The sequence below is a fragment of the Bacillus sp. FSL M7-1020 genome, assembly GCF_038050415.1.
GTDB classification, from domain to species: Bacteria; Bacillota; Bacilli; order Bacillales; family Bacillaceae_G; genus Bacillus_A; species Bacillus_A toyonensis.
The window spans coordinates 3227299-3242099 of the sequence record NZ_JBBOTW010000001.1; the positions used below are offsets into that span (position 1 = coordinate 3227299).

The following is a 14801-nucleotide window of genomic DNA, read 5'->3' on the forward strand; positions in this document are numbered from 1 at the left end:
CCCTTTCAATTACTTTAATCTAAATTTCTCACTTCAAATGGTAAAAGTGTTTGTTCAATCTGTTTTCTATTTGGTTCATATCGCTCCGGTAACTTTAATTCCTCACCCATCGTCTCTAACGATTCGTCATGAGCAAAACCAGGAGGATCTGTTGCAATTTCAAATAAAATTTCACCGTGTTCTCTAAAATAAATTGCATTAAAATAATTTCGATCTTGTACAGGAGTTACACCGTACCCAAAGCAAGATACATGTTCTCTCCAATCTAGTTGATCAGCATCGTCGCTCGCTCTCCAAGCAATATGATGAACTGTACCAACGCCCATCTGACCGCGTCCAATTGTTGATAATTTTAAATCAATAATATTTCCAATATCAGCAGAAGAACGGAATCGGACAAATTCACCCTCTTCTCCAATTTTCTCAAGACCCATAACGTGTTCTAACAATTCAGCTGTTTTTTGAGGTTGTGCAGATAAAAGAACAGCACCGCCAAATCCTTTAATTGCTACTTCTGGCGTAACTTCTCCAAAAGTCCAATTATTTAATTCGCCTTCTTCTCTTTCAACTAATTCTATATGCAAACCATGTGGATCATCAAATTCTAAATATTGCTCCCCAAATCGAGTCATCTTTGTATATGAAACATCAAACTTTTCTAGTCTACTTTCCCAAAACTCCATTGCACCTTTTGGTACGACATATGAAGTAATGCCTACTTGACCGTCTCCAATAATTCCTTGGCGAGCACCTGCCCATGGGAAAAACGTAATAATTGTTCCAGGTTTTCCTCCTTCATTACCAAAATAAAGATGGTACGTACCTGGATCATCAAAATTCACTGTTTGTTTCACTAAACGTAATCCTAATACACCAGCATAAAAGTCTACATTTTCTTGTGGATGCCCTACAATTGCTGTAATATGATGAATCCCCATTGTTTTCTTTTCCATTTCTGCCACTCCTTTTTTATTTCATTATAAAAATTTGTTTTACATTCAAATTCATTATTCATTTTGTCGATACTGCAAAGTAAAATCCGCTATTATAATTTTATCTCGAATCCGAGATAAACACTTTAAAATTACACATTAACATTCGATCCACTGGAATTATCTCGAATCCGAGATAATTCACAAAAATATATTTGTTCGATTTATAATCATAATAAGTCTTTATTTAGAATACGATTTATCTCGAACTCAAGATTTATTATAAGTTACTTATTTTCATTGTCAATCTGTTCCTTATTTAAATTATTGTTCTCTTGATTAACTTTATTATCGAATAAAAAAGTCATACAAATGTATGACTTTTAACACATATATTTTATCTCCTATTTACTATAGGGAACAATTCTGACAGCGGTACAATTCCTCCTCTTTCATCCTTAAATATAATATGCTCCCTCGTTAAATGGCGCGGGCTTTTCACCCCCGCTGCTGCCGCTAATGAAAACAGACTATATCTCATACTAATAATGTAATTCATCACTCGCCATTTCTTCTCATACGGATCTAACGCTTTTTGGTAGTGCGGATTCGTCGTTGCAACCCCAGATGGACACTGTCCGGAATTACATTGAAGCGCCATAATACAGCCGCTCGCCATCATAAATCCGCGGGCTGAATTTACAGCATCCGCTCCAATTGCTAAAGCAATTGCCACCTTATCCGGTGTTATTAACTTCCCAGAAGCAAACACTTTGAATTTATCACGGACACTATAATGATTCGCTGTATCAATAAATGTAAGTAATGCTGGAATAAGCGGCAGTCCCATACTATCTGCCATCGATTTATACGTTGCCCCTGATCCGCCTTCTGAACCGTCTATTGTAATAAAATCTGGATAAATGTTTAATTCTTTCATTGTTTTTATTAAATCTTCCAAAGGCTCCTGTTGACCAATTACAATTTTCATCCCGACTGGTTTACCACCACTTTCTTGCAACTGCTGAATAAAAGAAAGTGTATCCACTGCATTATTTAAAAATGAAAATCGATTCGGCGAATTAATTGTCTCTCCTTCTCGTACATTCCGAACAGAGGCAATTTTCTCATTTACTTTTTGTCCCTCTAGATGACCACCACGTATTTTCGCACCTTGCCCAAATTTTAATTCGAATGCCTTGATATTACTTTCTTTCGCTTTCTCCATAAATTTCTCCATTGAAAAATTGCCATTCTCATCACGGTATCCAAATAATCCAGGGCCAATTTGTGCAACGATATTCGCACCTGTATGTAAATGTTCTGGAATTACGCCACCTTCTCCAGTATTAATCCACGATCCGCCTGCCATTTTCGCACCAAAACCGCTCGCTAAAATATAATTCTCTCCAATCGCACCGTAAGATGTCGCTGATGCTCCAAACATTCCATGTAATTCCCATTGGTATTTGCGATTTTCACCGACTATAATTGCATCGTCATCTTCATATAACCAAAGATTTGTTGTATCCGCTGTCAATTTCTCTCTTCTTGAAAATAACCCTTCTTTATGAATCACATATTTTTTCCCCTCACGTTCTTGCCTAAGATTCACACTTAATTCATCTGTTAAAATTGGAAACAATGTATTCGCAATATAATAGCCCGATGCATCAAAATCTCGTTTCGATCCAAAACCAAGTATTTCAGAACGATATTTCGCTAAAAACATAACACTTTGAAAATCGTAACGTGAAAAAGGTTTTCCATCCGTATCATGATCAAACCAATATTGCCGAAATTCCGGCCCTATTTTTTCAAGTAAATAGCGCATTCTCCCTAAGTATGGATGAAGTTTTAATATAGAGTGATGCGTTCTTTTTTTTATAAAAAATGTAATAATAAAAAATACGATTAAAAGCAACATCAAAAAAAGCAATATACTAATAATAACGAGTAGCGTTTCACTCATCCCGCTTCCCCCTATGAAATTCCATAATAAAAGGAGAACACTTTATATGTTCTCCTTTTATCTTTATTCACACTAATGTAGCAAGATGCTCTTTCGCGTCATATTCAACTAAACTTTCAGCATGTTTAATTCGATGAACAAAATCTGGATTAGCGATCAATGGTCTTCCGAATGCCGCTACATCAATCGTTCCTTCTTGCAACGCTTCTTCAGCCTCTTTCGGATTTAAATTACCAACCCCAACAATCGTGCCATCCCAATATTTTCTTACTAATTGATGAAAATTTTTGCCATCAGCAATCACTTGCGTATAATTCATCGTTGAAGGGTGAATCATCGTTAATCCAACTTCTTTGAACATATTTACAAACGTTTCAATTGCAAGTTCTGGATTTCCCCACATATAAGTAGGATTATCACCTTTGAAAGCAGAGAAGCGCAGAAGTGTTTTATCAGCTCCAACTGCTTCTATTACAGCCTCAGTTACTTCTTTCATAAATGTTAACCTTTGCTTTAAATCACCGCCATATTTATCTGTTCGCTTATTCGCAAATTCATAAGTAAATTGATCTATTAAATATCCGTGCGCACCGTGAATCTCTACACCATCGAATCCTGCTTCAATCGCATTTTTCGCTGCTTGTGCGTATTGACCAATAACCTCTTTTATTTCTTCTATTGTCATTGCTTCTGGTGTATCAAACGGTTTACGGAAACGCGGAACATTTCCCTCTGCAGCGATTGCTGACGGTGCTTGTGGTAATTGACCGCCAATTATTTCGTGATGGCTCATACGTCCAACATGCCATATTTGAGCAATAATAGTCCCGCCTTCTTTATGTACTGCTTCCGTAACAGGTTTCCAAGAATCTATTTGTGCTTGTGTATACATACCTGGTACCCCTGGGTTCCCTTTTGCTCTTGGGCTAATGACAATTCCTTCTGTAATAATTAACCCAATGCTATCAGCAGCACGCTTGCGATAATACTCAACTACGTCAGCACCAACTACACCCGTTTCACTGTCTGCAAAGCATCTCGTCATCGGTGCCATCGCTATGCGATTACGAAGAGACCAAGACCCAATTTGTATCGGATTAAATAACTTCGTTTCTTCAACGTTTTCAAAAGTTCCACCAGCGTTTATATTCGTTCCTTCATAAATACTTGCGGTTTTATTATTTGAACTTGTCATTTTTCTTCCCCCTAAAAAATTCTTACTATAATTGCATCATACTTACTTTTAAATAGTAGCGTCAATTTATACGACTTTGCCATGAAACATTCGAATATCAAAAAAATAGAATGCTCTAAATAAAATTAAAAAGGTTTCCTTAGTAGGAAACCTTTTTAGTTGACCATATATGGCTATCAATTCGTCTATCTCCTTAACATAAAGAATCCCTTATCAATAGAAGTGAAAATGGTTCTGTATTCTTCTAAAAATAATAACTCATATACCTAAAACAATGAAAGCCCTACCTCTCTTTCATCCTTACGGCTCCTCGTCCGTGCCAGTGTGAATCAGGATTGCAAAAATCAAGTAACTATTTTATCGAAGTATTGAATTAAACTTCGAACATTCGTAAAAGAAATTTAAAATAAAAATGGATTTGATTGTAGTAATAACAAAAGAGGTTAATGCTTTAAAAGTGGTTTGAAAGAGTTGAATGTCTTTGAAATGATTAATTGCCTATAATTATGTTCCCAAAAAATTCAAGACCTTTTTTGGGATGCAATACATTATTTGTAATGAACCTTAACAAAAGCTTTTTATTTGATTTTCTGTGATACCTTCAATTAATCCAAGTTCACTAATCAAAAATTCATGTGCGTTATCTAACATTTTCTTTTCGCTTGCATTAAGTGCTTTTTCTTTTTGTATACGCATTAAATCACGCACAACTTCAGCACCTTCTTGCATTTTACCCGTTTTTATTTTATCAGTGTTCACTTTATACCTTTGTTTCCACGTAAGTAATCTATCTGATTCCCCATGCTGAAAAATATCTATTATGTGTATTAATGCCGTGATATCCGTAACTGGTCGTATATTTGAATTCAATATTTTCCCTTCAGGAATCATTATTTCCATATTATTAGCCGACATTTTTATAACATAATATTGTTGTTTTTTTCCTGCGATTTCTTTCTCTTCTATGGCTTTAATTATACCTGCTCCCTGCATTGGATACACAATGTTATCCCCAATTTGAAACAAATAATCCACCTCCATATATGGTAACCTTCTCAAGCTTAACATATATTCATTTTTTTAGCAAAATTTTTATTTTATCATAAAATTATTTCCCGTGTCAATTCATTCAAAACAATTTAATTAATCCACAAAATAACACTACAAAACCGCAATTCCTCCAACTTTTTCATAAGCACCCATTTTAATTTTACAAACCTCTTACAATACAAAAACACATTACTACAATATAAGTAGTAATGTGTTTTTATAAGACATAGCTAAAGATTCATTTTTAATTTCCAACCTATATACTAACTTGCTTACGAATCGTTTCTCGCGCTAAAAGAAAACTCATAATTACTTGCGCAGCTACTCTGCTCGTCATATCCCTGAAATCAAGAGTTGGATCAATTTCTACTATATCCATCCCTTGCACGAGGGGTTCTTTGCCAATAAATTCAATCGCATCAAGTAAAGTTGAGCTATCCATTCCTCCAGGGCCAATTGCTGGACAACCTGGCGCGAATGCTTGATCTAGTACATCCATATCAAGAGAAATGTAAATAGAAGTCACACCTTGTTTTCTTAATACTTCAATGCTTTCTGTCATAATATCTTTTATTTCTCGCTCTCGTACATCTTTCATTGTATACACTGTCACACCGTGCTCTTTTGCATATTCATGGTACGCACGTGCATTAGAAAAATTACGAATTCCAATTTGAACGAGTTGTTTTCCTGTAATGACACCATTTTCTAGTAAACTACGGAACGGTGTACCATTTGATGGACCACCATCATCTAAATTACGCAAATCATGATGAGCATCAAATTGAATAATACCGATCTTTCCTTTACTATTTGCAAATCCTGTTATACTCGGAAAACTAATCGAATGGTCCCCACCAAGAACGATTGGTATCATGTTTGGATTTACTTTCGTTAGATGCCCAACCGTTTTCGCAATTCGGTCATGACTTTCTTTTATATTTGTCACATGCATCGTAATATCACCGCAATCATATAAAACACTTTCTTTCATATCGTGTTCTTCTGTAATTGCATACGTGCTATATGCATCTAACATCGCACGAATTGTTTTTGGAGCAAAACTTGCTCCTGAATGACTAATAGATGGTTTAGAAAGGGGTGCTCCAATTAAGGCAGCACCGAATATTTCCACGCCTTCCTCCCAATCTTTAATCATCTCACTCCATTTCGTCACTTCACGATCAATAAACTTTGCATTTTTCTTTAAATAGTGGCCGTGCTCCACGATTGTTCACCTCTTGTATATGCGATATTACCATTCTTCCATACTGTATTCACATGACTTACGCCGTAATGATACGGTACGTAAGCAAAATTGTAAGCATCCCATAAAACTAAATCTGCCTTGCGACCAACTCTAATTTTCCCAGCTACATCACCTCGATTAATAGCATACGAAGAGTTAACTGTTACCGCGTTCCAAACTTCTTCTGGTGTCATTTTCAGTTTGAGCATTGCGATGCTCATAATAAGCTGAATGTTTTCAGTTGGACAGCTGCCTGGATTAAAGTCTGTAGCTAACGCAACTGCAACACCTTCATCAATCATTTTACGACCGCGAGCAAAGCTTTCTTTATTTAAATAGAAAGTTGTTCCTGGTAATAGCGTTGCTACTGTATTAGAGTTTGCAAGCATTTCAATTCCTTTATCAGAAGCGCCAACTAAATGGTCCGCTGATGCTGCACCAATTTCAGCTGATGCTTCCGCACCACCAAGAGGGTCGATTTCATCTGCATGAATTTTCACGTCAAAGCCAAGTTCTTTCGCTTTTAATAAAAACTCTTTTGATTCTTCTACAGAGAACACACCTGTTTCGCAGAAAATATCAACGAATTCCGCTAATTGCTTCTCTTTCATTTCTGGCAGTAGGTCTAGCATCCATTGTAAAAATTCTTTTGATCTTCCTTTATACTCTTTCGGAACTGCATGGGCACCTAAAAATGTTGAAACTAAATCGATTGGATGCTCTTTTTGTAATTGTGCAGTTGCCTCTAATTGTTTCCATTCCGTCTCATCATCTAATCCGTAACCACTCTTCGCTTCTACAGTTGTCACACCGAAAGATAGCATACGGTCTAAATGGAATTTCGCTTTTTGAACAAGTTCTTCTTTCGATGCTTGTTTCGTTGCATTTACAGTCGAAAGAATGCCTCCACCTTGTTCTAAAATTTCTAAGTACGGAACTCCTTGTAATTTTAGCGCGATTTCATTTTCACGAGATCCACCAAATACAAGATGAGTATGCGGGTCAACAAGACCAGGAGAAACCATTTTACCGCCGCAATCAATAACTTCTTTCGCTTGTATTCCTTTTGCTTCTTCCGCTGTTCCAACGAAAGTGATTACGCCATTTTCAATTCCAACCACACCGTTTTCAATAACAGGAAGCGTGTTCATCGCTTCCCGTCTTAACAAGCCATCTTCTTGATCCATTGTTAGTAATTGACCGATATTTATTAGTAAAGTGTCCAGCATGTTTTCTCCTCCTTATTTCATCATTGGAATGTTAACGCCTTTTTCTTTCGCTGTTTCAACAGCTAAGTCATATCCAGCATCTACGTGACGAACAACACCCATTCCAGGGTCAGAAGTTAATACGCGCTCAATACGTTTTGCTGCCGCCTCTGTTCCATCTGCAACGATAACCATTCCAGCGTGAAGTGAATACCCCATGCCAACGCCACCACCGTGGTGAACAGATACCCAGCTTGCACCGTTTACACTGTTAATTAATGCATTTAAAATTGGCCAATCTGCTACTGCATCACTACCGTCTTTCATCGATTCCGTTTCACGGTTTGGAGATGCTACTGATCCGCAATCTAAATGGTCACGGCCGATAACGATCGGTGCTGATAATTCACCATTCGCCACCATTTCATTAATAATGCGGCCAAACTTCGCACGCTCACCGTAACCTAACCAACAAATACGTGATGGAAGACCTTGGAACTCAACTTGCTGACGAGCCATACGAATCCAGTTACATAAATGTTCATTATCAGCGAACTCACGTAAAATTACTTCGTCTGTTTTATAAATATCTTCTGGATCACCAGAAAGTGCTACCCAGCGGAATGGTCCTTTTCCTTCACAGAATAATGGACGAATAAATGCTGGAACGAATCCCGGGAAATCAAAAGCATTTTTCAAACCTTCATCGAAAGCAACTTGGCGAATGTTATTTCCATAATCAAATGTAATTGCGCCTTTTTCTTGCATCGCAAGCATTGCTTCCACATGTTTTGTCATGCTTTCTTTTGATAATTGTACGTAACGTTCTGGATCTTCTTCACGAAGTTTCGCTGCTTCTTCTAATGTGTAACCTACTGGAATATAACCGTTTAATGGATCATGAGCAGATGTTTGATCCGTAACTAAATCTGGCGTAATATTACGCTTCACTAGTTCTGGTAAAATTTCTGCCGCATTTCCTAATAAACCAATAGAAATCGGTTCTTTCTTCTCTTTATACTCGTTCGCAACAGTTAACGCTTCTTCTAATGATTCTGTATACATATCACAGTATCTCTTTTCAATACGACGATCAATGCTGCGCTTATCAACATCAATAGCAATGACAACACCGCCGTTCATCGTTACAGCAAGAGGCTGTGCACCACCCATCCCACCTAAACCAGCAGTAAGTGTTAATGTACCTTTTAATGAACCACCGAAATGTTGACGAGCCGCTTCACCAAACGTTTCATATGTTCCTTGTAAAATCCCTTGAGTTCCAATGTAAATCCAACTACCCGCTGTCATTTGTCCGTACATCATAAGACCTTTTTTCTCTAATTCACGGAAGTGATCCCAGTTCGCCCATTTTGGTACTAAGTTTGAGTTCGCTAACAGAACGCGAGGTGCATCTTCATGTGATTTGAAGATTGCTACTGGTTTCCCTGATTGAACAAGTAACGTTTCATCGCTTTCTAACGTTTTTAATGAATCTACAATTGCCTGATAGCTTTCCCAGTTACGAGCTGCACGGCCAATTCCGCCATATACAACTAATTCTTCTGGTTTTTCAGCAACTTCAGGATCTAAATTGTTCATTAACATACGAAGTGCAGCTTCTTGAACCCACCCTTTCGCTTGTAACTCCGTACCTCTTGGCGCGCGAATTGTTTGTTTTACTTTTTCCATTTCAATCTCTCCCTTTTCTCATTTTATAGTGCTGCGTTTACATCTAATCTTTCTTTTATCAAATCATTCGTTTTTAACCAATGCGTAATATTTTCAATATCTGTTGAGAATATACGGTCATTTGTAATAGAAGGTACTTGCTGACGGCCTTGATGGTAGAAGCTCTTCGTCACTGTACTCATGTTTTCAATTCCGCGATATTCCGCTGCTTGCATCGCACAAATCATCTCAATTGAAAGAACACGTCTTACATTTTGAATAATTTGATGTGCATGGCGTGAAGCGATTGTTCCCATACTTACGTGATCTTCTTGGTTAGCTGATGACGGGATTGAATCAACACTCGCCGGATGTGCTAACGTTTTATTTTCAGAAACAAGTGACGCAGCTGCGTATTGCATAATCATTGCACCAGACTGCAGTCCTGGTTCTGGACTTAAAAATGGAGGTAAATCATTTAATTGCGGATTTACTAAACGCTCAATACGACGTTCTGAAATATTTGCAAGTTCCGCCATTCCTACTTTTAAGAAGTCCATCGCAAACGCAATCGGTTGACCATGGAAATTACCACCCGAAATTACTTTTTCTCCGCCATCAAAGATAAGCGGATTATCTGTTGCTGCATTCATTTCAATTTCTAATTTTTCTTTCACATAATTTAAAACTTGCCAAGAAGCACCGTGTACTTGCGGGATACAGCGAAGTGAATATGCATCCTGTACACGTAGTTCTCCTTGTTTTGTTGTTAACTTACTATCTTGAAGGATGTCACGAATTCTGCTCGCGACTTCCACTTGCTCTTTATAACCACGTGCTTTATGAACATTTTCATCAAATGCATCAATAATGCCTTGTAATCCTTCAATTGTCATCGAAGCAATTAATTCCGCTTGATATGCAGTTGCTTCTGCTTCTATATAAGAAAGAACTCCTTGCGCTGTCATCGCCTGTGTACCATTGATTAATGCAAGCCCTTCTTTCGCTTCAAGTTCAATCGGTTCAAGACCTTCTTCTGTAAGAGCAACCATTGCATGGACTCTTTTCCCTTTATAGAACACTTCACCTTCGCCTAATAATACGAGCGCAAGATGAGATAAAGGTGCTAAGTCTCCACTCGCACCAAGTGAACCTTGTTGCGGAACGACTGGGTGAATTTTGCGATTTACAAACTCAAGAAGCATATTTACAACAAGCGGTCTAACGCCAGATACTCCTTTAAGCATCGTGTTCGCTCGTAAAATTAACATACCGCGTGATACTTCTTCAGGGAATGGATCGCCTATCCCGCATGCATGTGACTGAATTAAATTGTGTTGAAGTGCCTTTACATCCTCCTTTTGAATAAACACATCACTAAACTTTCCAAATCCAGTTGTAATACCGTAAACAACTTTCCCGTCTTCTACGATTTTCTCAACTACTTCGCGGCACTCCGCCACCTTTTGCATACTAGTTGGGCAAGCTGTTACACCTTCCCCTTCAAGTAATAACTTCTTCATTTCTTCAACTGTCAATGTATGTCCTGTTAACGTAATCATTCTTTTTTCCTCCTTAAAAAGGCAAAAGGGGACCTTATCTTTTTAAGACAGACTTCTGTCCTAAAAAGTAAGGCCCCCTTCTAACTAATAGACTATGGGCAAATCATATGTGATTAATTCCTAAACCAATCGCCTCATGCTCAGATCCTTTTACAGGTGCACCAATCGTTCCATAAAGTGCAACAGCAACCCATTCGCCTTCTTTTTTTCCGTCGTATGGTGTACCGCGCACAATTGCAAAACGAAGTCCTACTGTACGAAGAACGTCTGCTAACTGAATTTGACCTCTCGTCACTCCGTACAAAGCTTCCATTATTGCATGATAAAGTGCATGTGTTTCTCTGTAAACATCCGTTTCAATAACTCGGTTGCTTTTAGCCGCTGTTTCCATTGCCGCTACGACCTTTTGCGAATTCATAGAACCCACTTTCCCTGTACAATATTTCCAACCTTTTGGAATAGATAATACAGGGCTTTCATTCTCATCCGCAAGTGCCAACAGCATGGCCATACGACCAATTCGATGTGTTCCTTGAAGAAGCATGTGACTCTCTCATTTCTTTTAATTATTTGAATATTTCTTAATTTAAGAATAAATGAAAACGGTTAAATCGTCAATAGTTTAAACTCATATTCAAACATTTTTTCACCTACCCTAATTTTGTGTACACAAATTATTTACACAAAATTTCCAGGCATGCTATATTTTCACTAACAGATGAAAAGAGGCGAGTTTTCAGTGGCGAAACGAAAAGATATTCATTTTCGAATTGAAGAAAATTTACTTGAAAGGTTTGAAGCAGCACTCCATTACGAAGGCTTAAAGAAGACAGATGTATTAACACATGCGATTCAGCAATTTTGCACGAAGGTGGAATCCGAAAAAATGAATGATGTAAAACGCCAATACAGCGTCAGCAACCATTTACAAACACGTATCCATACGCATAAACGTTTCGAAGAGAAACAAGTGAATTTAGATGAAGTCGTCCTTGAACATTTACAACTTCAAGGAAAAGAAAACATATTAGAAGTTGGGTGCGCGAGTGGAAAATTCCTTTCCCTTTTACAAACTAACGGTCATAAAGGCCAATTAACCGGATTTGATCAATCGAAAGCCATGCTTTCTGAAGCCGCTAAAAAAAGTAATAGAATTGAATGGAAACAGGGTGATGCTAGTAAACTTCCATTCGAAGATAATTGTTATGACTGGATAATCGCAAGACATATGTTATACCACGTGAAAGATGTAAAAAGAACCATTCAAGACTTTTATAAAGTCATTCGTCCTGGCGGTACACTTTTAGCTACAACAAATTCTAACGTTTCATTACCTCGTATAGTTGAAATGTGTAACAAGATGTTAGCCGCATTTGATTTACCGCAAACATCAGCAGCGGTTGCTCCATTTTGTTTAGAAAATGGTAAGGAGATATTACAATCTGTTTTTCCAACTGTTGCAGAAACAGTTATTCATAATGCACTCGTTTTTCATCACGCTACTCCGATCGTAAACTATATTTCTAGCATGTTCCCATCACTGAATATACCAGACAATATGTATCTTCACGCCGAAATGAAGGAATGGCTACAAAAAGAAATAGAAAATGAATTATCACTTCATAACGGTATATGGCATGATCCGAAAACGGTAGCGATTTATCGATGTAAAAAAGAAAAAAGCTAGCAAATGCTAGCTTTTACACGTTTTCTCATAAAAGTTTCTCCATCACTACATTGCCTTTACCACAATAAAAATTTGTATTATGTTCGTCTGCTACTCCAAAATAAGAAGCAATCGCTATTCCGAATGGTACAAATGCATGCCCTTGTGCTGTAATTATATTTGAGTGCTGCACAACTTCTTTATACACGAAATTTTCTACTGGAAAACAATCGAATCTTTTATAATCTATGGTCGCTGTATAAGATCCCCCTTTCAATAAGCCTGCCTTTGCCAACGCATACGGTCCAGCACAAATTGCTGCCACTAATTTTTCTTGTTCATAAAATTGATGAATGATTGAAAAAAGAGGTTTTGCATCTTTCAACTGTACTTCTTCTCCACCTGGAATAAGTATCCCTTCATACTCATCTACACGCACTTCACTTAATTCTATATGCGGCTGCACTTGCAACCCCGTTTCACTTATAACCAATTCCTTAGTTAAACCTGCTGTAATGATTTCATATTTATTTCTCAGCAATGCCGTTGCTACCGTTATTTCAAACTCCGCAAATGTTGGGTATACGAATAATACTATTTTCTTCATAGCCCTCTCTCCTTTAGCCATCGTATAAAATATGCTTCTAATTCGTCCACTGATAATGCATTCGTGTCCACATAAGTTACAGGAAATTGTTTATACCATTCTTTTTCAGTTTCTACTAATTTAAGTTGTTCTTCAAATGTACTTCGGTTTCTTACCCTATCATTATTTTTTCTATCATATACATTCTCTTTCGAAACGTCTAAATAAAAAATTGCATCCGAACGGCATTTTCTTAGTTCACATAAATCATCTTGCAATTCTGTTTCTATATCCCACTCTTTTCCTATTAATTTCGGATAAAAAAGTGTATAGAACTCAATATCTTCTGGCCCACGATCAAAAATCACCGTTGATTCCTGGATATTTTGAAACTCTTTTATTTTTGCTCCAATGAACATTTTTTGATTTGTTATAAAACCATCTTTTGAATTCATATCTAAATTTAATTCTATTCGCTTTTCTACAATTCGATATGGATTTTCATATATAACCGATAACCCATGTTGCTCTAGCCTTTTAGCTACTGTTGTTTTCCCACTTGCCATCGGTCCTTGTAGTGAAATTACATATGCCATCCCACTCATTCCCTTTCCATATAATATATTGATAATATACATAATTTTGAAAACTATCAACAAAATATATATCATCTTGTTTCTTATTCTTATGTAACTTATAATAAAAGATAGAGATTATGACGAACGCAAAAATAATGTAAGCTTGGAAATCCAAGCTTACATTATTTTTTGCTTTCCCTTTTCTAATAAAAAGAGTATACTAAATTAGAACGTATGTTCTTAACGATTACATACAGTAAGGAGATAGAACAATGGTATACGACACAAAAGCAATTTCTTGGAATGAATCTTTAAAACAACTTCAACGCCGCTATACAAACAAACAAGTTGACCGAAAAGAATTTGAAGATATTGAACTAATGGAATTCTTCCGCGATAACGACTACATTTCTTTACCTACACATATAAGCGGCCTATCAACAGCACGTTTTACTTCTTACTCTATTTTCACAACTGAAGATAAAGATCGTAAAGTTGGCACACTTATTATTGAGTATGTTGAAGACGATAATAATAATTTATGTGTTGAACAACTATACTTTGTTTAAATGATTACGCTTGGTCAAAATGACCAAGCGTTCTTGCTTTCTATGAATCTCAATGTTTATAATATGAATAAAAGAAAATCGAAATCATTTAAGGGGGGGATATACTTGCTCGAAGGATGGTTCAGTTGGTTCATTGTATTATGGACTGTCATTTTATTAGGACTTATGTCTATCGGTGGATACTTTATGTTCAGAAAATTTTTAAAACGATTACCAAAAGAAGATGGTATGTCCATTTTAGATTGGGAAGAACACTACATAAATAAAACGAGACATTTATGGGCTGACGAACAAAAACAATTGCTAGAAGAGCTTGTAAGTCCTGTTCCAGAACTATTTCGCGACGTTGCCAAATCCAAAATCGCTGGTAAAATTGGAGAACTTGCATTACAAGAAAATGCCTCTCAAATTACACAAGACTTAATTATTAAAGGATATATTATTGCCACACCAAAGCGTGATCATAAATTTTTAGTAAAAAAACTACAAGAAAAAGAGATTGATTATTCAAACTACAAGTCTTTACTCGCAAAATAACTTCACATTATTTTCGATAAAAAAGA

The 14801-nt window shown here is 36.8% G+C and carries 14 protein-coding genes; 3 read left to right on the plus strand and 11 right to left on the minus strand.

The window, feature by feature from the left end:
• Positions 1-14: 14 nt before the first annotated feature.
• The 9 genes from MHB70_RS16355 to hutP all read right to left on the minus strand — a co-directional run bounded on the left by MHB70_RS16355 (position 15) and on the right by hutP (position 11383).
• Positions 15-953, minus strand: coding sequence for a ring-cleaving dioxygenase (locus MHB70_RS16355; RefSeq protein ID WP_061530537.1), 939 nt, complete (start codon positions 951-953; stop codon positions 15-17).
• A gap of 376 nt (positions 954-1329) precedes the next feature.
• The gene (locus tag MHB70_RS16360) at positions 1330-2904 is read right to left on the minus strand and encodes an FMN-binding glutamate synthase family protein (protein WP_000005149.1); all 1575 of its coding nucleotides are present in this window, start codon (positions 2902-2904) and stop codon (positions 1330-1332) included.
• A 67-nt stretch (positions 2905-2971) separates the two neighbouring features.
• The gene (locus tag MHB70_RS16365; RefSeq protein WP_061530538.1) at positions 2972-4099 is read right to left on the minus strand and encodes an alkene reductase; all 1128 of its coding nucleotides are present in this window, start codon (positions 4097-4099) and stop codon (positions 2972-2974) included.
• Positions 4100-4663: 564 nt separating this feature from the next.
• Positions 4664-5125 carry a CarD family transcriptional regulator gene (locus MHB70_RS16370; RefSeq protein WP_000486323.1) on the minus strand — a complete coding sequence of 154 codons (462 nt, stop codon included), beginning with the start codon at positions 5123-5125 and terminating at the stop codon, positions 4664-4666.
• Between the two features lie 280 nt (positions 5126-5405).
• A complete protein-coding gene (gene hutG, locus MHB70_RS16375) occupies positions 5406-6377 on the minus strand; it encodes a formimidoylglutamase (RefSeq protein WP_000399847.1) in 972 nt (323 codons plus the stop codon).
• Entirely contained in the window at positions 6356-7627 is a 1272-nt protein-coding gene (gene hutI, locus MHB70_RS16380) for an imidazolonepropionase (RefSeq protein ID WP_000887554.1), read from the minus strand. Before hutI ends, hutG begins: the two co-directional genes overlap by 22 nt.
• Positions 7628-7639: 12 nt before the next feature.
• On the minus strand, positions 7640-9298 hold the full coding sequence (hutU, locus tag MHB70_RS16385; protein WP_000416699.1) for a urocanate hydratase: 1659 nt from the start codon (positions 9296-9298) through the stop codon (positions 7640-7642).
• Positions 9299-9321: 23 nt separating this feature from the next.
• Positions 9322-10839, minus strand: coding sequence for a histidine ammonia-lyase (hutH, locus tag MHB70_RS16390; protein WP_000631856.1), 1518 nt, complete (start codon positions 10837-10839; stop codon positions 9322-9324).
• Positions 10840-10942: 103 nt separating this feature from the next.
• Positions 10943-11383 (minus strand): hut operon transcriptional regulator HutP, encoded by a 441-nt coding sequence (gene hutP / locus MHB70_RS16395; RefSeq protein WP_000926519.1) that lies wholly within the window; start codon positions 11381-11383, stop codon positions 10943-10945.
• Between the two features lie 195 nt (positions 11384-11578).
• On the opposite strand from hutP, the gene MHB70_RS16400 reads away from it, so the two are divergent.
• The gene (locus MHB70_RS16400; RefSeq protein ID WP_001129129.1) at positions 11579-12526 is read left to right on the plus strand and encodes a class I SAM-dependent methyltransferase; all 948 of its coding nucleotides are present in this window, start codon (positions 11579-11581) and stop codon (positions 12524-12526) included.
• 25 nt (positions 12527-12551) lie between these two features.
• On the opposite strand, the gene MHB70_RS16405 is transcribed toward MHB70_RS16400, so the two are convergent.
• Positions 12552-13112 (minus strand): DJ-1/PfpI family protein, encoded by a 561-nt coding sequence (locus MHB70_RS16405; protein ID WP_000725025.1) that lies wholly within the window; start codon positions 13110-13112, stop codon positions 12552-12554.
• Positions 13109-13696 carry an AAA family ATPase gene (locus MHB70_RS16410; RefSeq protein ID WP_002093451.1) on the minus strand — a complete coding sequence of 196 codons (588 nt, stop codon included), beginning with the start codon at positions 13694-13696 and terminating at the stop codon, positions 13109-13111. The genes MHB70_RS16405 and MHB70_RS16410 overlap by 4 nt, the downstream gene beginning before the upstream one ends.
• A 245-nt stretch (positions 13697-13941) precedes the next feature.
• Here MHB70_RS16410 and MHB70_RS16415 point away from each other — a divergent pair, with 245 nt between their 5' ends.
• On the plus strand, positions 13942-14238 hold the full coding sequence (locus MHB70_RS16415; RefSeq protein WP_000262403.1) for a hypothetical protein: 297 nt from the start codon (positions 13942-13944) through the stop codon (positions 14236-14238).
• 105 nt (positions 14239-14343) lie between these two features.
• Entirely contained in the window at positions 14344-14775 is a 432-nt protein-coding gene (locus tag MHB70_RS16420) for a DUF2621 domain-containing protein (RefSeq protein ID WP_000889376.1), read from the plus strand.
• Positions 14776-14801: the final 26 nt, after the last annotated feature.